The 19,376-nt window shown below is 73.9% G+C and carries 19 protein-coding genes; 10 read left to right on the top strand and 9 right to left on the bottom strand.

Annotated elements, in window-relative coordinates; genetic code table 11:
* Positions 1–111 precede the first annotated feature (111 nt).
* Entirely contained in the window at positions 112–915 is an 804-nt protein-coding gene (locus ACQ452_RS16690) for an SGNH/GDSL hydrolase family protein (RefSeq protein ID WP_433385370.1), read from the top strand.
* Between the two features lie 88 nt (positions 916–1,003).
* Here ACQ452_RS16690 and ACQ452_RS16685 read toward each other — a convergent pair whose 3' ends face one another.
* On the bottom strand, positions 1,004–1,933 hold the full coding sequence (locus ACQ452_RS16685; RefSeq protein ID WP_433385367.1) for a diacylglycerol/lipid kinase family protein: 930 nt from the start codon (positions 1,931–1,933) through the stop codon (positions 1,004–1,006).
* Positions 1,934–2,059: 126 nt separating this feature from the next.
* Between ACQ452_RS16685 and ACQ452_RS16680 the strand changes: the two genes are divergently transcribed.
* Together ACQ452_RS16680 and ACQ452_RS16675 are read left to right on the top strand one after the other, a co-directional pair.
* A complete protein-coding gene (locus tag ACQ452_RS16680; RefSeq protein ID WP_433385364.1) occupies positions 2,060–2,680 on the top strand; it encodes a TetR family transcriptional regulator in 621 nt (206 codons plus the stop codon).
* 68 nt (positions 2,681–2,748) lie between these two features.
* Entirely contained in the window at positions 2,749–4,341 is a 1,593-nt protein-coding gene (locus ACQ452_RS16675; protein WP_433385361.1) for an MDR family MFS transporter, read from the top strand.
* Between the two features lie 28 nt (positions 4,342–4,369).
* Here ACQ452_RS16675 and ACQ452_RS16670 read toward each other — a convergent pair whose 3' ends face one another.
* The 8 genes from ACQ452_RS16670 to ACQ452_RS16635 form a co-directional block, all read right to left on the bottom strand.
* Positions 4,370–5,251 carry an STM4011 family radical SAM protein gene (locus ACQ452_RS16670; protein WP_433385357.1) on the bottom strand — a complete coding sequence of 294 codons (882 nt, stop codon included), beginning with the start codon at positions 5,249–5,251 and terminating at the stop codon, positions 4,370–4,372.
* Positions 5,248–6,573: an STM4012 family radical SAM protein gene (locus ACQ452_RS16665; protein WP_433385354.1), complete on the bottom strand. Its 1,326-nt coding sequence runs from the start codon at positions 6,571–6,573 to the stop codon at positions 5,248–5,250. The genes ACQ452_RS16670 and ACQ452_RS16665 overlap by 4 nt, the downstream gene beginning before the upstream one ends.
* On the bottom strand, positions 6,567–7,370 hold the full coding sequence (locus ACQ452_RS16660; protein ID WP_433385351.1) for an STM4013/SEN3800 family hydrolase: 804 nt from the start codon (positions 7,368–7,370) through the stop codon (positions 6,567–6,569). The genes ACQ452_RS16665 and ACQ452_RS16660 overlap by 7 nt, the downstream gene beginning before the upstream one ends.
* Entirely contained in the window at positions 7,358–8,434 is a 1,077-nt protein-coding gene (locus ACQ452_RS16655) for an STM4014 family protein (RefSeq protein ID WP_433385348.1), read from the bottom strand. Before ACQ452_RS16655 ends, ACQ452_RS16660 begins: the two co-directional genes overlap by 13 nt.
* A 134-nt stretch (positions 8,435–8,568) precedes the next feature.
* Positions 8,569–9,501: an STM4015 family protein gene (locus tag ACQ452_RS16650; RefSeq protein ID WP_433385345.1), complete on the bottom strand. Its 933-nt coding sequence runs from the start codon at positions 9,499–9,501 to the stop codon at positions 8,569–8,571.
* A gap of 221 nt (positions 9,502–9,722) precedes the next feature.
* A complete protein-coding gene (locus ACQ452_RS16645; RefSeq protein WP_433385342.1) occupies positions 9,723–10,196 on the bottom strand; it encodes an aromatic ring-opening dioxygenase LigA in 474 nt (157 codons plus the stop codon).
* 181 nt (positions 10,197–10,377) lie between these two features.
* The gene (locus ACQ452_RS16640) at positions 10,378–10,962 is read right to left on the bottom strand and encodes a hemerythrin domain-containing protein (RefSeq protein WP_433385339.1); all 585 of its coding nucleotides are present in this window, start codon (positions 10,960–10,962) and stop codon (positions 10,378–10,380) included.
* The gene (locus ACQ452_RS16635; RefSeq protein ID WP_433385336.1) at positions 10,955–12,169 is read right to left on the bottom strand and encodes a hypothetical protein; all 1,215 of its coding nucleotides are present in this window, start codon (positions 12,167–12,169) and stop codon (positions 10,955–10,957) included. The genes ACQ452_RS16640 and ACQ452_RS16635 overlap by 8 nt, the downstream gene beginning before the upstream one ends.
* Positions 12,170–12,340: 171 nt before the next feature.
* Between ACQ452_RS16635 and ACQ452_RS16630 the strand changes: the two genes are divergently transcribed.
* The 7 genes from ACQ452_RS16630 to ACQ452_RS16600 all read left to right on the top strand — a co-directional run bounded on the left by ACQ452_RS16630 (position 12,341) and on the right by ACQ452_RS16600 (position 19,331).
* Positions 12,341–13,240 (top strand): alpha/beta hydrolase family protein, encoded by a 900-nt coding sequence (locus ACQ452_RS16630; RefSeq protein WP_433385333.1) that lies wholly within the window; start codon positions 12,341–12,343, stop codon positions 13,238–13,240.
* A 204-nt stretch (positions 13,241–13,444) separates the two neighbouring features.
* The gene (locus ACQ452_RS16625; RefSeq protein WP_433385330.1) at positions 13,445–14,230 is read left to right on the top strand and encodes an ABC transporter ATP-binding protein; all 786 of its coding nucleotides are present in this window, start codon (positions 13,445–13,447) and stop codon (positions 14,228–14,230) included.
* Entirely contained in the window at positions 14,227–14,949 is a 723-nt protein-coding gene (locus ACQ452_RS16620) for an ABC transporter ATP-binding protein (protein WP_433385327.1), read from the top strand. Before ACQ452_RS16625 ends, ACQ452_RS16620 begins: the two co-directional genes overlap by 4 nt.
* Positions 14,950–14,977: 28 nt before the next feature.
* Positions 14,978–15,856 carry a branched-chain amino acid ABC transporter permease gene (locus tag ACQ452_RS16615; protein WP_433385324.1) on the top strand — a complete coding sequence of 293 codons (879 nt, stop codon included), beginning with the start codon at positions 14,978–14,980 and terminating at the stop codon, positions 15,854–15,856.
* A complete protein-coding gene (locus tag ACQ452_RS16610; protein ID WP_433385321.1) occupies positions 15,853–16,968 on the top strand; it encodes a branched-chain amino acid ABC transporter permease in 1,116 nt (371 codons plus the stop codon). The genes ACQ452_RS16615 and ACQ452_RS16610 overlap by 4 nt, the downstream gene beginning before the upstream one ends.
* Positions 16,969–17,042: 74 nt before the next feature.
* Positions 17,043–18,323, top strand: a complete 1,281-nt coding sequence (locus ACQ452_RS16605) for an ABC transporter substrate-binding protein (protein WP_433385318.1) — start codon at positions 17,043–17,045, stop codon at positions 18,321–18,323.
* A gap of 396 nt (positions 18,324–18,719) precedes the next feature.
* Complete coding sequence (locus ACQ452_RS16600) at positions 18,720–19,331, top strand: TetR/AcrR family transcriptional regulator (RefSeq protein WP_433385315.1); 612 nt, start codon at positions 18,720–18,722, stop codon at positions 19,329–19,331.
* The last annotated feature ends 45 nt before the right edge of the window (positions 19,332–19,376 follow it).

The following is a 19,376-nucleotide window of genomic DNA, read 5'->3' as shown; positions in this document are numbered from 1 at the left end:
CGACCCCGTTGGATATTACCGGTACCCCTAAATTTACCGGCAAGATCTTTCGCTCGTAGATATTCGGTGATATCAATCTCGCACTCGATTCTTCTACCCCCGGAGTGCGACGTGCGGAGAACCCGTCTCGTTTCCCTCGCCCTGAGCCTCGCCACGGCTCTCGGCGTCAGCCTCACCCTGGCCGCGCCCGCCCAGGCCGCGCCCGCCGACAACTACGTGGCGCTCGGCGACTCGTACGCCTCGGGCGTCGGTGCCGGCAGCTACACCAGCGAGAGCGGTTCCTGCCAGCGCAGCACCAAGGCGTACCCGGCGCTGTACGCGACCAACGTCAAGCCCGCGTCGTACCGCTCGGTGGCCTGCTCCGGGGCCACCACCACGAGCGTCATCAGCACGCAGCTCTCGGCGCTCAGCGCCAGCACCACCCTGGTCAGCGTGACGGTCGGCGGCAACGACGTCGGGTTCGCCAACATCATGACCACCTGCGTGCTGCAGGGCTCCACCAAGTGCGTGGCCGCCGTGCAGGCCGCCCAGGACAAGGCCCGCGCCGAGCTGCCCGGCCTGCTGCGCAACGTCTACAACGGGATCCGGGACCGGGCGCCCTCGGCCCGGGTGGTGGTCGTCGGCTACCCGGTCTTCTACCAGCTCGGCACCACCTGCGTCGGGCTGAGCGTCGCCTCGCGTACGAAGATCAACGAGGGCATCAACCTGGTCGACAACCTGACCCGCACCGCCGCCGTCGCCGCCGGATTCACCTTCGCCGACGTGCGTTCGAGCTTCGTCGGGCACCAGCTGTGCAGCGGCGGCGAGAAGTGGTTGCACGCCCTCAACTTCGCCACCATCGGCGTCTCGTACCACCCCACGGCGGCCGGCCAGTCCGGCGGCTACTACCCGGTCTTCCGCTCCGCAGCGGACTGACCGGCGCGCCCGCGTACCGCGACGGCCCGCCACCCCTCGGGGGTCGCGGGCCCTCGCGGTACGCGCCGCGCACGGTCCCGGCCACGCCTCAGCGGTCCGGGCTGCCGGCGGGCGCCATCACCCGCAGCGCGTTGGCGGCCAGGCCGATCCGGATCGGTGTACGGCCGCACAGCTCGCCGTCGACCTCGACGCGCGCCGGTCGGTCGGTCTCCAGCCACAGCTCCCCGACGGCGAGGAACGGCTCGTCGCCGACGGAGCGCCGGTGCCCGGTCGCCGCGTTGCGGGCGGTGTCGCGCAGCAGTCCCCGGCGGTTCGCGCCGCCGACCGGGTACGCGACCAGCAGCCGGTCGTCGGCGTCGGCGTCGGCGGCGATGGGGCGGCCGGCGTGGAAGCCGCCGTTGGCCACGTACACCTGGTGGGTGACGAACTCGTGCCGGGTGGCCCCGGCGCGGACGGTGACGCGCAGCGGCCGGTGTCGCGCCAGCAGGGCCAGCGCGGTCAGCGGGTACGCCAGCCGGCCGGTGGCCCGCTTGAGCCGGGGCGGCGTGCGGCGCATGATGTCGGCGGAGAGGCCCACACCGACGTGGTTGGTGAAGGGCAGGTCGCCGGCGAGGCCGAGATCGACGTCGATCACGGTGCCGCCGGCCAGCACCTCGACGGCCCGGTCGAGTTCGAGCGGGACGCCGACGGTGCGTGCGAAGTTGTTGGTGGTGCCCAGCGGCAGCAGGCCGAGCGCCATGTCCCGGTGGGCGAGCACCCGCGCGGCGGCGCTGAGGGTGCCGTCGCCGCCGCCGGCCACGAGCAGGTCGGGCCCGCGTGCGACGGCTGCGGCGAGGGCGCGTTCGAGCTGGCCGGGCTCGTCGACGGGGTGGTCGGCGAGCAGCCGGAAGCCGGCCGTCGTCAGTCTGTGCCGGGCCTGCTCGTGCAGTTGGCGGCCCCGGCGGGAGCGGGCGTTGACCACGAGGACGGCCCGCCGGTCCCGCCGGATGGCCGCGCCCAGTTCCTGCTTCGTCCGCATGGACCCCGACCCTAGCGCCCTGCCCGCCGGCGGCCCGGCCGGCCGGCGCGCCCGGCCGGGGATGACGCGCGTCACCGCCCGCGATAAAGATTGCAGAGACTGCAAGATCGCATGTAGCGTCTGCGCGTGACATCCGCCGGCACCGAACCCGCCTCCGGGCGGCGCGACCGCAGGAAGCGCCGCACCCGGGCCGCGCTGGCCGAGGCGGCGCTGCGCCTGGTGGCCGAGCGCGGCCTGGCCCAGGTGACGGTGGACGAGATCAGCGAGGCGGCCGACGTCTCCCCGCGCACCTTCTTCAACTACTTCGCCTGCAAGGACGACGCGCTGATCGGCGACCAGGCGAGGGAGGCGAAGCGCCTGGTGGCCCGGCTGGCCGCCGTGCCGCCCGAGGTGCCGGTGCTGGCCGCGCTGCGCACCGCGCTCGACGAGGTGGTCGACGAGGCGCGCGCCGAACGTGAGCTGTGGTGTCTGCGGATGGACGTGGTGGCACGCAACCCCGTGCTGCTGCCCCGCCTGCTGGCCGGCAACGCCGAGACGGAGCGGGCCATCGTCGAGGTCGTCGCGGCCCGGGTCGGCGTCGACCCCGACCACGGCTACCCGGCGCTCGTCACCGCCGTGACCGGTGCGGTGCTGCGCACCGCGATGACCAGGTGGGCCGGCCAGCCCGACCAGCCGGACCTGGCCGACCTCGTCGACGAGGCCTTCGCGGCCGTCGCCGCAGGGCTGCCACAACCCGGAAGAGCCTGACCCGCAAGCCCCTTCCGGGAAGGTTGAGCCCGGAAGGCCGTGAACCCATCATCCGGTAAGGAAGGTCAATGACCGCCACCGTGCCCGCCGCGACCCCCGAGGTCGGCGCCGGCCGTATGTCCCGCCGCGAGGTGCTTCAGGCACTCTCCGGCCTGATGGTCGGCATGTTCGTGTCGATCCTCGCCTCCACGGTCGTGGCGAACGCGCTGCCGCGCATCATCGCCGACCTGAACGGCACCCAGACCGTGTACACGTGGATCGTCACCACGGAGCTGCTGGCCATGACGGCGACAGTGCCGCTGTGGGGCAAGATGGCCGACCTCTACAGCAAGAAGCTGCTGATCCAGCTCTCCCTCGGTCTCTTCGCGGTCGGCTCGCTGATCGCCGGGTTCACCCCGAACGTCGAGGTGCTGCTGGCCAGCCGGGTCGTGCAGGGCATCGGCGCCGGCGGCATGACCGCCCTGGCCACCATCGTGATGGCGGCCATGATCCCGCCCCGCGAGCTGGGCCGCTACGCCGGCATCTTCGGCGCCGTGTTCGGCGTCGGCACCATCGCCGGCCCGCTGATCGGCGGCGTGCTCGTGGACACCTCCTGGCTGGGCTGGCGCTGGTGCTTCCTCATCGGTGTCCCGTTCACCCTGCTCTCCATCGTCCTGCTCCAGCGCACCCTGCACCTGCCGGTGATCCGCCGGAAGGTGAAGATCGACTGGCTCGGTGCGCTGCTCATCACCTCCGGGGTCTCCGCCCTGCTGGTCTGGTCGTCGCTGGCCGGCAACAAGTTCGCCTGGGCCTCGGGATGGACGGCGCTGATGGTCGGCGGCGGCCTCGCCCTGCTGGGGCTGGCCGTCTGGGTGGAGTCGCGTGCGGACGAGCCGATCGTGCCGCTGGACATCTTCCGCAACCGGACGGTCTCGCTGACCACCATCGCCAGCATCCTGGTCGGTGTGGCGATGTTCGGCGGCACCGTGTTCCTGTCCCAGTACTTCCAGCTCTCGCTCGGCAAGTCGCCGACGGTGGCGGGGCTGATGAGCCTGCCGATGATCTTCGGCCTGCTGGTCTCGTCGACAGTGGCCGGCCAGTTGATCACCAAGTACGGTCGTTGGAAGCGTTACCTGGTGGCCGGCGCCGCGGTGATGTCGGTCGGCATGCTGCTGCTGGCCACCATCGACGCCGACACCAGCATGCTGCTGCTCAGCATCTACATGGCGGTGCTCGGCATCGGCGTCGGCATGCTGATGCAGAACCTGGTGCTCGCGGCCCAGAACGACGTGCCGGCGCACGAACTCGGCGCGGCCACGTCCGTGCTGACCTTCTTCCGCAGTATGGGCGGCACGATCGGCGTCAGCGCGCTCGGCGCGGTGCTGGCCAACCGGGTCGGCACCCTGAGCGCGGAGAAGCTCGGCCCGCTGGCCGGCGGCGCCACGGGCGGGGAGGGCTCCACCGAGGTGCCCGACCTGTCCGCCCTGCCCGAGCCGGTATTGAAGATCATCCAGGACGTGTACGGGACCGCCACCGGCGAACTGTTCCTGGTGGCCGCGCCCTTCGCGGTCCTCGCCCTGGTGGTGGTGCTGTTCATCCGGGAGAAGCCACTGCACACCCTCAGTGGCGAGGAGCGGCGGGTCCGGGAGGAAGCGGCCGCCGCCGTGCCCGGCGCGCACTGACTCACCCGCTCGCGGGGGGCGGTCCGGCCTACGCCGGGCCGCCCCCCGCGCTCTGCGGTGCCGACGGCCAGGCCGCCGGGATGCGTTCCAGCACGCCGCCGGCGAAGACGTCGCGCAGGCCGAGCGGCTTGAGGTGAACGTAGCCGATGTGGCAGTCGCAGACGGCGTTGCCGCACGGGCGCGGTCGCAGGGCCGGGCGCCACGAACCGTCGTAGAGGTTGCCGATCGGCTCGTCGATGAAGTGGCAGCGGCGCACCGTGCCGTCGCCGCGCACCGAGATCGCCGACTCGCCCGCGTGGCACGGCCGGTCGAGCGACAGGTGCGGGCGGACGCTGTAGCCGAACAGCGGATCCAGTTCCGTCCAGGTCGCCTCCTCGGCCGTGTCGTAGCGCCAGCCCTCGGCGGCGTTCACCCACAGGTAGACCCCGGCGGGCAGGGCGGCCCGCAGCGCCCGCGCCTCGGCGAGGTGCTCCGGCAGACCGACCACCCCGACCGAGTAGCGCACACCCAACTCCGACAGCCGGGCACAGCGGCCCAGGAAGCGGTCCCGGTCGACCTGACCCGGGTGGTAGGTCGCCCACAGGGCGGCGGCACGCGGGTCGGCGTCGGCCAGCCAGTCCACCCGGGCGGCCAGGTTGGTCTGGATCACCACCCGCTCGACGTGCGGCAGGTGCGACAGCGACACCATGGCGTCCCGGTACCAGCGGCGGGTCAGCCCCTCGCCCCACGGCGTGAACAGCACCGACAGCCGTACGTCGGCGGTGGCCGTCACCCAGCCGGCGAACCGGCCCAGCGCCGCCCGGTCGGCGCGCAGCAGCTCCGGCGGGTCGCGCCGCTTCGCGAACGGGCAGTACGGGCAGTCGTAGTTGCAGCTCGCCAGGGGCCCCCGGTAGAGGATCGCCAGGTTCACCGCGGCACGTAGCCCGTCATGGCGTCACGCACCGCCGCCGAGGTCAGCCACGGGCCGATCGCGTCGGAGCGGGCCAATCCGGCCGGCGTCAGCCGCAACCCGCCCTCGCGGGCCCACCCCCGGTCGACCAGCCGACCCAGCTCGGGGAAGTCGTCGCCGGGCGGACCGCCGAAGCGGGCCCGGTAGGCCGCCGCGTCCACCCCCTCGGCGCGCAGCAGCGACTTCAGTAGCCACCGGCGGCGCTGCTCGGCGCCGTCCAGGGTGAACCCGAACTCGGCGTAGCCGAAGTCGTCCGCCGCCCGGGTCAGGTAGTCGTCGAGCACCGCGCGCACCTGCGACACGCCGACCGCGTAGTCGAACGAGTAGTGCAGGGACGTGGTGTAGGAGCGGGCGCCGCAGCCGAGGCCCACCATGCCGTCGTCCTGGCAGCAGTAGTCCGGTCCGTCCGGGGTGGGCGCGTCGGCGCGGCGGAACTGCCGCATCGACTCCTGCCGGTAGCCGGCCGCGCCCAGCGTCGTCACCGCCTGCTCGTAGAGCGCCAGCCGCTGGGCGTCCCAGTCCGCGCGGCCGTGCGCCCGGCGCCCGAGCCCCGTCAGCGGGCGCACGTACAGCGGGTAGAGGTACAGCTCCTCGGGCCGCCACGCCAGGGCTGCGTCGAGGCTCGCCCGCCAGGTGTCAGCGCTCTGCCCGTCGATGCCGTAGATCAGGTCGATGTTGAGCACGGGGATCCGGGCGGCGCGGATCGCGGCCAGGGCCGCCTCCACCTCCGCGCGGCGTTGCGGCCGGCCGGCGGCGCGGGCCTCGGCGTCGAGGAAGCTCTGCACGCCGATGCTCACCCGGGTGGTGCCGTGCGCGGCGAGCACCGCGAGCCGGTCCGGCGTCGCGGTGGCCGGCGAGGTCTCCACCGACAGCGGTACGCCCGGCAGCCGGGCCCCCATCGCGGTGGCGACGGCGAACAGCTCGGTCAGCTCGTCGGCCGTCAGATAGGTGGGGGTGCCACCGCCGAACGCCGCGCGGGCGTATCGGGCGTCGTCGCCCAGCGCGTCGGCGACCCGCCCGGCCTGCCGGCGCAACTGCCGCAGGTAGTCGGTCACCTGCTCGGCCGGCGCGTTGGCGCGGGTGAACAGGTTGCAGAACCCGCAGCGCATCTCGCAGAACGGCAGGTGGACGTAGAGCAGCAGCGCCCCACGCGGCTCCGCCCGCCACACGTCCGCCAACGCCGGGCGCGGACGCAGCGGCCGGTAGGAGGTCTTGTGCGGGTACGCGTAGAGGTACTGCTGGTACGGCGAGCCGTCGAGGCCCGTGCCGGCGCTGGTCACCATTCCCCCGGTCGCAGGACGAAGTGGGCGTACGGGACCGTCCACACCACGTCGTGGCCGATCCGGTGGCCGGTGTGGCCGTCCTCGCCGTAGGCGGTGCCGTGGTCGGCGCAGACGATCGCGAAGACCGGCCGGCCCCGCCCGGTGAGCAGGGCGAACAGCCGGTCGATGCGGCCGTCCACGTATTCCAGGGCGGCGGCGTGGCTGGCCAGGTCGTCGGCCTCGGCACCGGGCAGGTGGTGCCGGTTGGGCTGGTGCAGTGCCGCGACGTTGAGGAACGTGAACAGCGGCTGCGCCGCCGGCACCCGCGGCAGCACCTCGGCCAGCCGGTCGAGCTGGGCGTCCAGGCAGGTGGGGGAGGTGACCCCGAACCCGGGCTCCCAGTGCGCCTCGGCGAACAGGCCCGGCAGGACCGCCCCGAGCGGGCTGCGGCCGTTGAAGAAGCCGACCCCGCCCAGGCAGAGCGTGTGGTAGCCGACGCCGGCGAGGGCCGTCGGCAGGTCCGGCGCGTCGAAAACCCAGGTGTCGGCACCGGCGGTCTCGCTGCCCGCGAACGCCGCCGCGTACAGCCGCTCGTGCCGGCCCGGGGCAACCGGGGTGGGCAGGAAACCGGCGAAGAACGCGTGGTGCGCGGCGTAGGTGAAGCTGGCGGGGGAGTGCCGGCGCTCCCACCGGCCGCCGGGCAGCGCCCGGGCCAGGTGCGGTGTGCGGCCCCGCGCCGCCAGGTCGGCGGCGACGTCGTGGCGCAGCGTGTCGAGGGTGAGCAGGAGCAGGTCGTGGCTGCCGATCAGGTGCCGCACCCGAGCACCTCCCGTCGGCGCGACCAGCGGCCGTCGGTCAGGGCGCGGACCTGCTCGGCGTAGGTGTCCCGGCCGTCGGTGAGCACCCCCGGCAGCAGGTCGCCGAAGGCGTTGACCTCGGCCACCGCGTGCCGCCGCCAGCCGACGAGGAACATCAGGTCGATGCCGACCTGGAGGGTGCGGGGGAAGCATGCGGCGACCCGTTCGCAGGTCTCCATCGCCGCGGCCCACCCCGCCGGCCCGACGGCCGAGCGCAGCTCGGCGAGGTCACCGCGGGCGTTGCCGAGGTGCAGGTTGGTCAGCGGCCCCCGGGCGGCGCGCACCACGGCGTGGGTGGGCCGCCCCGCGACCGTCACCACCCGGACGTCGACCACCCGGTCGCCGAGCCCGGCCTTGGGCAGCCACCGTTCCACGTGCAGGCCATCCCCGGCGATCCGGTCGACGATCGCGGCGACCTCGGCCTCGTCGGTGTAGCGGCGGGGACGCAGCGAGTTGAACAGCCCCTCCGGGGTCGCCTCGATCGTGGTGACCGCCTGCACCCGCCGCCCGGCCACCGCCAGCGCGATGACCCCGGCGGCGGACGAGCCGTGCGCGGGCTTGACGAAGACCCGGCTCCGGCGGGCCGCCGCCATCGCCGCCCGCAGCTGCGCCCACCCGTGCACGGCGGGCAGCGCGGCCGGCACCGGCACCCCGGCGGCGGAGAGCCGGGCGTGGCAGCGCCGCTTGTCGCAGAGCACCGCGACGTCCGCCGGATCGTTGAGCAGTTCCGCGCCACCGTCGGCGACCCGGCCCAGGCCCCGCAGCAGCCCGGCGTACGTGTCGGCCAGGCCGACCAACTCGCCGTGCCGGGCGGGGGCGGTGGCCCGGCGCAGCAGGCGGTCCACCTCGGGGTCCTCGCCCGGGGAGTCGACCCGCACCAGCGCGTCGGCCGGCGGCGGCGCCGCCCCGGTCAGCACGTCGACCCAGGGCAGCACCTCGGGCCGGGGCAGGCCGGCGTCGAGGACCGCCCGGGTGAACAGGTCGACCCGCCGGTTGCCGGGGTTGGCGACGACGGTCAGCCGCACGTCACTCGCCCACGGCCGGGTGGCGATAGCTCTCGCCGTCGTACTCGTCGGGCTGTTGCGGGTCGGAGACGTCGACCCGGACGCCCGGCAGCGCGGCGGGCACCTCCTCGGAGAGCTCGTGTTTCCATCGCCGGCTATTCCCCGACCTCGGTGTAGCGGAAGAGGGTGCCGTCGTATTCGTCGGGGACCTGCGCGTCCGCCAGGTCGACCCGCACCCCCGGCAGCGCGGCGAGCACCGTCGCCGCCATCTCCTCCGACAGGAAGTGGTGGTGCAGGTCGAGCCGGGTCAGGTGGGTAAGCGGCTGGCCGGCCAGCAGCGCCCGCGCGCCCTCGTCGGTCAGCGTGCCCATCGACAGGTCGAGCACCTCCAGCCGGGGCACCACCGGCGCGGTGGCGACGGCCGCCGCCACCGCGTCGGCGATCTCGGCGTTGCACGCCCCGAGATGGCGCAGGGCGGGCAGGCCGGCGCCGGAGAGCACCCCGGCGAGGTCCCCGGCGCTCGCGTCGCCGCCGTAGTCCTGCCGGCCCAGCCACAGCTCCAGCCGGTGCAGGGCCGGCAGGTCGCAGGCGCCGACGGCGCGGACCACCTCGGCCGGCAGCCCACCGGTCTCGAACCGCAGCTCCCGCAGCCCGGCGTGCCGGATCGGTGCCAGCCGCAGGCCCTGCGCCCCGCGCACCCACAGCACCTCCAGCAACGGGTACGCCGCCAGCAGCCCGGTGATGTCACCGTGGGTCAGCCAGGAGATCTCGCACTGCTCGTAGGTCAGGTCGGCGAGGAAGACCGCCCGCAGCCCGGTCCAGTCACCGGCCGCCTCGACGAGCGCCTCGACCGGCAGTGCCCGCTCGTAGGACTCGCCCCACTCGCCGATCACCAGGGCGCGTACCGCGTTGGCCGGGACCTGCTCGCGCAGGGCGCGTAGGAGGTTGGCGAACTCCTCGGGCCCGGCGTCGAAGTCGTCCACATCCAGCCGCCAGGCGACCGCCGACGGATCGTCGGGAAGTGTCATCCCCGGGGCGAAGGCCACCACCGGCAATCCGACGAACGACGACACGTGCGAGCTGATCACGCCTACCTCCGGTCCGACTGGTGCAGCGGCGGCGCGACCGTAGCAGGTACGCCCGACACGATGATCAGCGATCCGGACGCCGGGGTCGGCGTCCGGAGAAGCCGCGCCGGACGTCGATCCGGTGCCCCGGGCCGGCCGGACCGGGCGTGCCGCTCGCGGACGTCACCGGGCGTGCGACGGCCGGCCACGCGGTGGGGCTGCGTGGCCGGCCGTCGGTGCGGTCAGGAGGCGGTGGGGGCCGCCGGCGGGTGCGCGTTGAGCTGGCGGGAGAGGGACAGCAGGGAGTATCCGATGAGGGCGAGCACCAGCCCGAGGCCCATCACCATCGCCGCGATCCCGAAGGACACGACCGACGTGAACAGGGAGGAGCGGAGGAACGAGCCGGTCATGACGGTCTGCCGGGTCGGGTCCGCCTTGTCGAGTTCGGCGTAGGTCTTGCCGCCGCTGGCCTCGAGCGAGTGCTTCTCGATGACCTCGGCCTCCGCGTACGCGGTCAGCGGGCCGTCGATCTTCTCGCCGGCGAACCAGTCCGCGTCGGCGGAGACGGTGATGCGTTCGTCGGCGAGCTGGCTCTGCACGGTGAACCAGGTGGCTGCCCCGCCGATCACCATGATCACGCCGGCCACGATGACCAGGATGGAAAGCAGCCGTACGGTGGAGCCGGCGGCTCGGGACTTCGTGGCGCTGTCGGTCATGGTGTTTCTCCTCTCGCGTGCCCCGCGACGGCTGCCACGGGGCACGGCGTGTGTTGTCCGAATCCGCTTCATTATCGACCCTGAGCTGCGGGCGGCTTGCGTCGCCCCGGTGGCCGGACGTGCCGCACCCGCCCGGGCGAGGCTCGGCCGGGCGGGTGCGGCGTATCGGGATGTGGGGGCGTCAGCCGCTGGACGAGGGCCGGCGGAGGGCGTCGCGCACCCGGTCGACGACGGCCAGCGCCGGCCCCGCCGCCAGGTTGCCCTTCGCCGACTGGGCGCTCGGGTGCGGCCGTGTCGGCGCGGTCGCCTCCGCCGCCCGCAGGGCTCCGGCCATTGTGCGCAGCCGGTCCGCGGGCACGTGCTGGCGCAGCAGCGGAAACTCCTGGCGTTCCTCGTACCGGGCGTGGGTGAGCACGGCGTCGCGCAGCAGGACGATGCCGGTGTCGAACCCCTCGGCGTCGACACCGCCGGCGATCAGGGTCTTCAGCGTCTCCTTGGCCTGGCGTTCCTCGGCGAGCCGCTCGTCGACCATGGCGTCGCCGCCCCCGCCGGGCAGGGTCCGGGCCATCGGGTGGACGACCTCCTCCTCGGCGGTCTCGTGTGCGGCGAGCAGCTTGACCAGGTCGTCGAAGGCGTCCCGGCGGGTCTCGCCGGTGCTGCCGACGACCAGCAGGAACAACTCCTCGATCCGGGCGTGCTGGGCCAGCAGCAGGTCGACGACGTCCTCCTCGGGCCCGGGCGTGGCCGGGGCGCCGGTGTCAGGCATGGCTGCCTCCCCGCGCGCGCAGCGACTCCACCGGGTGGGGCCCCTCGGTCTCGACGCGGTACTCGTCGCCGAACCGCTCCCGGTGCATGTCGATCACCTGCTCGCTCGGCGGCTTCTGCCCGCCGTGCACCTGCTGCTGCATGGCCTCGAACCGCTCGTGCGCCTCCCGCACGTACCCCTCGCCGAGCTTGTTGAGGTCGATCTGGGTGGCGAGCAGGTGGCGCAGGTATTCCTTGTTGGGCTCGAAGGTCAGCGGCTCGGGCAGGCCCGCGCTGCCGACGATCTCCTCCGGCTCGCGGCCGTCGTGGCGGCGCAGCAGGTCGGCGGCCTGTTGCAGGTGCGCCAGCTCCATCTGCAGGTGCAGCTCCCACACCGCCTTGATGCGCGGGTCGCTCTCCTGCTGCAGGAAGGAGTAGTAGAGCCAGCACTCGTTGTACTCGTGGGTGAGCAGCCGCTCCCACCAGTTCTCGCCCGGGTCGAGCAGCGACTCGTAGTGCGTGACGTGCTCCTGCTCGATGAGGCTGATCTCCTGGTAGAGCTGGCGCGCGATGGGCTCCATGTACTGCGGCCCCACGTTCATGTAATAGAACATGACCTGCTGCTCGGCCGACAGGATGGTCAGCGCGTGCAGCTTGGAGCGGGGGTCGACGCTGTTGCGGTCGTACGGGGTGCGCACCTCGTCGAACGGGTGCCGGTGCTCGACGATGGTGGGCCGGCCGGGCATGACCTCGGTCAGCCCCTGGACGATCTTGTCGGCCTTGCGGCGTTCCACCATCTCGTAGAGGTTGGCGTAGCGGTACAGGTGGTCGAAGTCCTCCAGGACGCCGAACTCGTAGCCCTGCTTCAGGTAGGGGTCCGGCTCGTGCCGGGCCACCCACGCGGTCAGGTCGACGGCGACCTGCTCGTAGCCGAGCGTCGTCTCCAGCACGCTCGCCGCGCCGGGCAGCAGCCAGTTCACCACGCGCTGCTGCTGGCTCTCGAGGTAGCGCACGTACGCCAACTGCCGGCGGACCTCCTGGTCGGGGCAGTTGCGGGCGAACTGGTGCTGGAAGTTGATGGCCTCGACCTCGATGCCGTTCATGGTGATGATGCGGCAGCGGGTGTACGGGTCGACCGCCTCCGGGTCGATCGGCTCCACGTTGAGTTCGCGCCAGTTGCGGAGCTGGCTCTCCAGTGGGATTCCCTTGTGCTCGAGTGGATTGAACACGGCGTCTCCTCCTAACCGGGGTACGCACTGCCCTACCCCCACCGTTGGGGCGAAAACGGCCGTCGCGGGTTCTTGTCGACAGCGGACTGGCGATTTTGCCGATGCGGGTCCGCCAGCACCACCCAAGACTGATGCATGTCGATATGCCCCGACCCGTAGGGAGTGCCCGACGTGTCATCAGCCACCACCACCGCCCGTCCCCGCCCCGCCGTCCGCCTCGCCGCGCTGGCCGTGGCCGCCGTCCTGGCCGCCACCGGCGCGCTGGCCGCCCCGCCGGCCGCCCAGGCCGCCGCCAACCCGTACGAGCGCGGTCCCGCCCCCACCGTCGCGTTGCTGGAGGCCAGCCGCGGCCCGTTCGCCACCGCCTCGCAGAACGTCTCCTCGCTCAGCGTCACCGGCTTCGGCGGGGGCGTCATCTACTACCCGACCAGCACCGCGGAGGGCACCTTCGGCGCCGTCGCCATCTCGCCCGGCTACACGGCCGCCTGGTCCAGCATCAGCTGGCTCGGGCCGCGGCTCGCCTCGCACGGCTTCGTCGTGATCGGCATCGAGACCAACTCGCGCCTCGACCAGCCGGACAGCCGGGGTCGGCAGTTGCTCGCCGCCCTCGACTACCTGGTCGAGCGCAGCTCGGTGCGCAGCCGCATCGACGGCAGTCGGCTCGCGGTCTCGGGTCACTCCATGGGCGGCGGCGGCAGCCTGGAGGCGGCCGTCTCGCGGCCGTCGTTGCAGGCCGCCGTGCCGCTGGCGCCCTGGAACCTCGACAAGTCCTGGCCCGACGTGCGGGTGCCCACGCTGATCATCGGTGGCGAGAGCGACAGCGTGGCGCCGGTCTCGTCGCACTCGGAGCCCTTCTACACCAGCATCCCGGCCTCCTCGGAGAAGGCGTACCTGGAGCTGAACGGGGCGAGCCACTTCTTCCCGCAGACCGTCAACACGCCCACGGCCCGGCAGGCGGTGGCCTGGCTGAAGCGGTTCGTCGACGACGACACCCGCTACGAGCAGTTCCTCTGCCCCGGCCCGAGCGGCTCGGCCGTCCAGGAGTACCGCAACACCTGCCCCAGCGCCTGACGCCGACCGGGGGCGGCCGCCGGTGGCGGCCGCCCCGTGGCGCGCGCACTCCCTGCCGGGGCGGTGCGTAGGCCGCCGGGCGCGCGGTCCCGGCCGGAGGGCGCACGCCGAGGTCGGGCGATCGGGGCATCGAAGGTATTGACGCCCCCGGCCGGAAACGTACACTCCCAGTGTAAATACTGGCGGCTGCCGGGGGGACGGGTGATGGAGCAAGGGCTCGCACTGCACCACATCGGGGTCCGCTTCGGCGGCCTCACCGCCCTCGACGACGTCTCGCTGCGGGTGCCGCCCGGCCGGGTGGTCGGCGTGATCGGCCCCAACGGGGCCGGCAAGACCACGCTGTTCAACGTCGTCTGCGGCTTCGTCACGCCCGACGAGGGCACGCTGACGCTCGACGGCCGCCCGCTGCGCCCGCGCCCGCACCGGCTGACCCGGCTCGGCATCGCCCGCACGTTGCAGGGCACCGGGCTCTTCGCCGGGCTCACCGTGCTGGAGAACGTGCTGACCGGGGCCACCCACACGGCCCGCGCCGGCTTCCTCGCCGCCCTGCTGGGCCTGCCGCGCAGCGACCGCGACGAGCGGCGGCTGCGCCGGCACGCCCTCGACGTCCTCGACGCCCTGGGGATCGCCGGGCACGCCGACGCCGCGCCGGGCACGCTGCCCTTCGCCGTACGCCAGCGGGTCGCCCTGGCCCGCGCGCTGGCCGCGCGGCCCCGGCTGCTCCTGCTCGACGAACCCGCCGGTGGCCTGGGCGCCGAGGACATCGCCGCGCTGGCGGAACTGGTCCGCGACCTGCCCCGGCGCGACGCCGACCCCTGCGCGGTGCTGCTGGTGGAGCACCACATGGACCTGGTGATGTCCGTCTGCGACGAGATCGTGGTGCTCGACTTCGGCCGGGTGATCGCCGCCGGCACCCCCGACGAGGTACGCGACGACCCGGCGGTCGCCGACGCCTACCTCGGTGCCGCCGTCGACGAGGCCGCGGCGTGACCGGCGGGAACCTGCTCGAGGTACGCGGCCTGACGGCCGGCTACGGCGGCGCTCCGGTGCTGCACGGCATCGACCTCACCGTCGCCCGGGGCAGCATCGCGGCGGTGGTCGGCGCCAACGGGGCCGGCAAGACCACCCTGCTGCGCGCCCTCTCCGGCATGCTGCGCCCGGCGGCCGGTCGCGTCGCCCTCGCCGGGACGGACCTGCGCGGCGTCCCGGTCGAGCAGCTCGTGCGCCGCGGCATGGCGCACGTGCCGGAGGGGCGCGGGGTGGTCGGCGAGCTGACCGTGGACGAGAACCTGCGCCTCGGTGGGCTCTGGCGGCGCGACCGGGCCGACGCCGCGCGCGCCCTCGACGAGGTCTACCAGCTCTTCGAGCCACTGGCCCGGCGGCGGCGCCACCACGGTCACCAGCTCTCCGGCGGTGAGCGGCAGATGCTCGCCCTCGGCCGGGCCCTCGTCGCCCGGCCGAGCCTGCTGCTGCTCGACGAGCCGTCGCTCGGCCTGGCGCCGCGGGTGGTGGCCCAGACCATGGCCCTGCTGCGCCGGCTGCGCGACGACACCGGGCTGACCGTGCTGCTGGTCGAGCAGAACGTGCGCAGCGCGCTCTGGATCGCCGACCAGGGCGTGGTGATGTCCCTGGGCCGGGTCGTCACCACCGCCCCGGCCGCCCGGCTGCGCGACGACGCCGACCTGCGGCACGCCTACCTCGGTTTCTGAAGACCCCGTCCCCGCAAAGGGAGGACCGTTGGACCGCTTCGTCTTCCTCACCCTCGACGGCTTGTCCAGGGGCGCGGTGCTCGCCGCGTTCGCCCTGGCGCTGGTGCTCATCTGGCGGGCGGCCCGGATCGTCAACTTCGCCCAGGGCGCGATGGCCGTCGCCACCGCGTACGTGGCCTACAGCGTCTCCGCCGCCACCGGCTCGTACTGGCTGGGCTTCCTGGCCGCGCTCGGCGCCGGGCTGCTCCTCGGCGCGGCGGTGGACCTGGTCGTCATGCGCTTCGTCGACCACGCCTCACCGCTCAACCCGGTGATCGTCGCGCTGGGGCTGGTGCTGCTGATCCAGGCCGTGCTCGGCATGGTGTACGGCAGCGAGTTCCTGCCCGCCGAGGCGCCCTTCTCCCGGTCCGCGCTCACCGTGGGCGGGGTGGCCGTCCTGTCCCCGTACGACCTCTTCGTCTTCGCGGCGGTCGCGGTGGTCGTCGTGGGGCTCGCCTGGACCTTCACCCGCACGGCGGTGGGGCTGCGGATGCGCGCGGCGGCGTTCGCCCCCGAGGTCTCCCGGCTGCTCGGGGTGAACGTCGGCGGCATGCTCACCCTCGGCTGGGCGCTGGCCTCCGGCGTCGGCGCGCTGGCGGGCATGCTCGTCATCCCCACCGAGCTGGGCCTGCACCCGCACGCGATGGACCTGGTCTTCGTCTCGGCGTTCACCGCCGCCGTGGTGGGCGGGCTGGACAGTCCACCGGGGGCGGTGGTCGGCGGCCTCGTGGTCGGCCTGCTGCTCTCCTACGTCAGCGGCTACGCCGGCAGCGACGTCAACCCGCTCGCCGTGCTGGTGCTGCTGCTGGCGGTGCTGCTGGTCCGTCCCGGCGGGCTCTTCGCCCCGGTCACCGCGAGGCGGGTGTGAGCGCCACCAGGGCGGCGACGCCGCCGGGCGCGCGCACCCGGGTCGACGACACCGGCCGGGCCGGGCGCCGCGGCGGCTCGACCCTGCTGCGCCACCTCGGCCTCGCCGCCGTCGCCGCGCTGCTGCTGGTGGCCGCCAGCTACGGCCTCGAGCCGTTTCGCAACTTCCAGCTCGCCACCGTGGCCGCCTACCTCTGCGCCACCGCCGGGCTGACCGTCCTCACCGGGCTCAACGGGCAGCTCTCGCTGGGGCACGGCGCGCTGATGGCCACCGGCGCGTACACCGTCGCCCTGTGCCAGAACGCGTTCGCCGACGCGGGGATGACCGGCGGCTGGCTGCTGCCGGTCTCGCTGGCCGCGGCCATGCTGAGCACCGTCGTGGTGGGCGCCGTGGTCGGCGTGGCCGCCGCCCGGCTGCGCGGGCCGTACCTGGCCGGCGTGACCCTGGCCGTCGCGGTCGTGGTGCCCGCGTTGACCGTCACCTTCGACGGCGTGTTCAACGGCGAGCAGGGGCTGGCGGTGCCGGTCGAGCCCCCGCCGGCGGCCCTCGGCGCGTACTTCCCCTACGAGCGGTGGCAGCTCTGGGTCACCGCGGCGGCCACCCTGCTGATCCTGCTGCTGCTGGCCAACCTCGTGCGCAGCCGCTACGGGCGCACCTTCCGGGCGGTGCGCGACGACGAGGTCGCCGCCCGCCTCGCGGGCATCCACGTCGCCCGCACCCAGGTCCTCGCCTTCGTGGTCAGCGCGGCCTGCGCCGGCCTCGGCGGCGCCCTGCTCGCGGTGCTCGCGCAGAGCGTGTCGCCCGGGGCGTTCTCGCTGACGCTGTCGCTGTTCCTGCTGATGGCGGTCGTCGTCGGCGGTCTGGGCAGCCTCGCCGGGGCGGCGTGGGGGGCCGTCCTGCTGGTCGCCCTGCCCGACCTGACGCACGCCCTCACCGAACAGCTCACCCTGTCGCCGGCGCTCGCGCAGCGGATCGAGGGGAACCTGCCGCTGGCCATCTTCGGCAGCACCCTGGTCGTCGTCATGATCGCCGCGCCCGGCGGCGTGCAGGGACTGCTGTCCCGGCTGGTCCGGGCCGCCGCCGCGCGGCGGCCGGGCCGGCGACGGCCCTGATCCGTGCCCACCCGTATCCGTCCATCCGCCATCACCCACCACCACCCCGAACCGAGGAAAGGCCGGTGTCTGACATGACACGAACGGCACGGCGCGGCCTCGCGCTCGCCACCGCCATCACCCTGCTCGTCGCCTCCGCCGCCTGTAGCGAGGACGCCGGTGGCGGCGGGGCGGCGGTGCCCGGCGTCACCGACACCGAGATCGTGGTCGGCACGCACATGCCGCTCACCGGGCCGGCCTCCGCCGGCTACTCCAAGATCGCCCCGGCCACGAAGGCGTACTTCGACCACGTCAACGCCAACGGGGGCGTGCACGGCCGGAAGATCACCTACAAGATCATGGACGACGGCTACAACCCGGCGAACACGCAGCAGGTCGTCCGCCAGCTCGTCCTGCAGGACAAGGTCTTCGCCGTCCTCAACGGGCTCGGCACGCCGACGCACACCGGTGTGCTCGACTTCCTCAAGAGCAACCGGGTGCCCGACCTCTTCGTCGCCTCCGGCAGTCGAAGCTGGGACCAGCCCGACCGGTATCCGGGCACGTTCGGGTTCAACCCCGACTACACGGTGGAGGGCAAGATCCTCGCCCACCACGTGAAGACCAGCATGCCGGGGCAGAAGGTCTGCTTCCTCGGCCAGGACGACGACTTCGGCCGGGACAGCCTCGTCGGCGTGGAGAAGGTGCTCGGGGCCGGCGCCGTGGTCGCGAAGCAGACCTACGTCACCAGCAACACCAACGTGGCGCCCCAGATCGGCGCGTTCAAGGCGGCCGGCTGCCAGGTCGTCGTCCTCGCCACCGTGCCCGGCTTCACCGCCCTCGCCGTGGGCACCGCCGCCCGGCTCAGGTTCCAGCCCCACTGGCTGGTCTCCAACGTCGGCGCCGACCACCCGACGCTGGCCAAGCAGCTCGGCGCCAACGCCGGGCTGCTGGAGGGCATGGTCGGCGGCAACTACCTGCCGATGCAGAACGACACCGCCGACCCGTGGATCCAGCTCTTCACCAAGGTGAACAAGGAGTACAACGGGGGTGCGCCCTTCGACGGCAACACCGTCTACGGCATGGCGGTCGGCTACCTCTTCGTGCAGGTGCTCCTGGCCGCCGGCAAGGACCTCACCCGCGAGGGGGTGACCGAGGCCGTCCGTAAGGGCGGCTACCAGGGGCCGGGGCTGGCCCCGCTGCGGTACTCCGAATCGGACCACTCCGGCTACGGCGGGCAGCGGTTGACCCGGGTGAGCGGCGGAACGCAGGCGTACTTCGGGCCGACGTACGAGACGGACGAGGGCGACGGGCCGGTACGCGAGCACGGTGCCGCGCCGGTGACCCCGCCGGCCAACGGGGTGCCGACGGCCTCCTGACCGCTCGTACCCGGCACCGGGCCGGGCGGGACGCGCCGACCCTACCGGCGCGCCCCGCCCGGCCCGGTGGTGCTGTCCGCCCTCGCCCGCGGTCCGGAAACCGGCCCGCCGCTCTGGCGTCCCCGTCGTTGACTGCGGTCGGACGCGCTCCTAATATCTGCACCGTGGATGCAAAATCCGCGTGGCCCGCGAGCGGACCCGCCCCCGTCGCCCGGGCGGTCGGGTGACCCCGGCGGGCCGGGTCCGGCCGACCGCGGCGCGCGGGTCCGCCCGCCGCGGCGGGCGGGCGACGGGACCGGCCGGCCGCCGGGCGGGCCGCGTCGTGGCGCGTCCGGGCGCGGCTAGACTCGGCGCGGCGGTACGGGCGACGTGACGGCGATGCGGAGGCGGGGGCGGATGGGTGGTGCCGAGGCGCCGGTTCGGGTCGACGGCCGCACCGCCCGTGCCGAACGCACCCGGGCGGCGATCGTCGAGGCGCACCTGGCGCTCATCTCCGAGGGCGACCTGCGGCCGACCGGCGAGCGCATCGCCGAGCGCGCGGGCATCTCCCTGCGGACGCTCTGGACCAACTTCAAGGACATGGAGACCCTCTTCGAGGCCAGCGGCGCGGAGCTGCTCCGGCAGCAGGACGCCGCCTACCGGCCGATCTCGCCCGCGCTGCCGCTGGCCAGACGGGTCGACGCGTTCTGCCGGCAGCGGGCCCGGCTGCTCCAGCTCATCGCGGCCTCGGCCCGGGCCGCCCAGATGCGCGAGCCGGTCTCCGGCCAGCTGCACCGCAACCGCCTCAAGCACATCGCCCGGGTCCGCGCCGAGGTGGAGCAGCTCTTCGACGCCGAGCTGGCCGCCGCCGGCCCGGCCCGGCAGCAGGTGGTGGACGCCCTGGTGGCGGCGAGCATGTGGCCGGCCTGGTCGATGCTGCGCGACGGGCTGGGGCTGGGCGTGGACCAGGCCCGCGCGGTCATGGCCCGCACGGTCGGCGCCCTGCTGGCCGACGTCGTCGCCCGCTGAGGGTGACGGCGGTGCCGCCACCCTTCCCATCGGGCCATCGATAGG

This window comes from Micromonospora sp. KLBMP9576, from assembly GCF_050941805.1.
Lineage (GTDB): Bacteria > Actinomycetota > Actinomycetes > Mycobacteriales > Micromonosporaceae > Micromonospora.
Note: the sequence above shows the minus strand (reverse complement) of the source record. Positions and strands in the feature narration are given on the sequence as shown.

What these genes read in the sequence shown, in the direction of transcription:
- ACQ452_RS16675 (WP_433385361.1), top strand. Translation starts at nt 2,749, where the DNA reads ATGACCGCCACCGTGCCCGCCGCGACCCCCGAGGTCGGCGCCGGCCGT.
- ACQ452_RS16600 (WP_433385315.1), top strand. Translation starts at nt 18,720, where the DNA reads ATGGGTGGTGCCGAGGCGCCGGTTCGGGTCGACGGCCGCACCGCCCGT.
- ACQ452_RS16625 (WP_433385330.1), top strand. Translation starts at nt 13,445, where the DNA reads ATGGAGCAAGGGCTCGCACTGCACCACATCGGGGTCCGCTTCGGCGGC.
- ACQ452_RS16645 (WP_433385342.1), bottom strand. Translation starts at nt 10,196, where the DNA reads ATGACCGACAGCGCCACGAAGTCCCGAGCCGCCGGCTCCACCGTACGG.
- ACQ452_RS16665 (WP_433385354.1), bottom strand. Translation starts at nt 6,573, where the DNA reads ATGGTGACCAGCGCCGGCACGGGCCTCGACGGCTCGCCGTACCAGCAG.
- ACQ452_RS16640 (WP_433385339.1), bottom strand. Translation starts at nt 10,962, where the DNA reads ATGCCTGACACCGGCGCCCCGGCCACGCCCGGGCCCGAGGAGGACGTC.
- ACQ452_RS16685 (WP_433385367.1), bottom strand. Translation starts at nt 1,933, where the DNA reads ATGCGGACGAAGCAGGAACTGGGCGCGGCCATCCGGCGGGACCGGCGG.
- ACQ452_RS16605 (WP_433385318.1), top strand. Translation starts at nt 17,043, where the DNA reads ATGACACGAACGGCACGGCGCGGCCTCGCGCTCGCCACCGCCATCACC.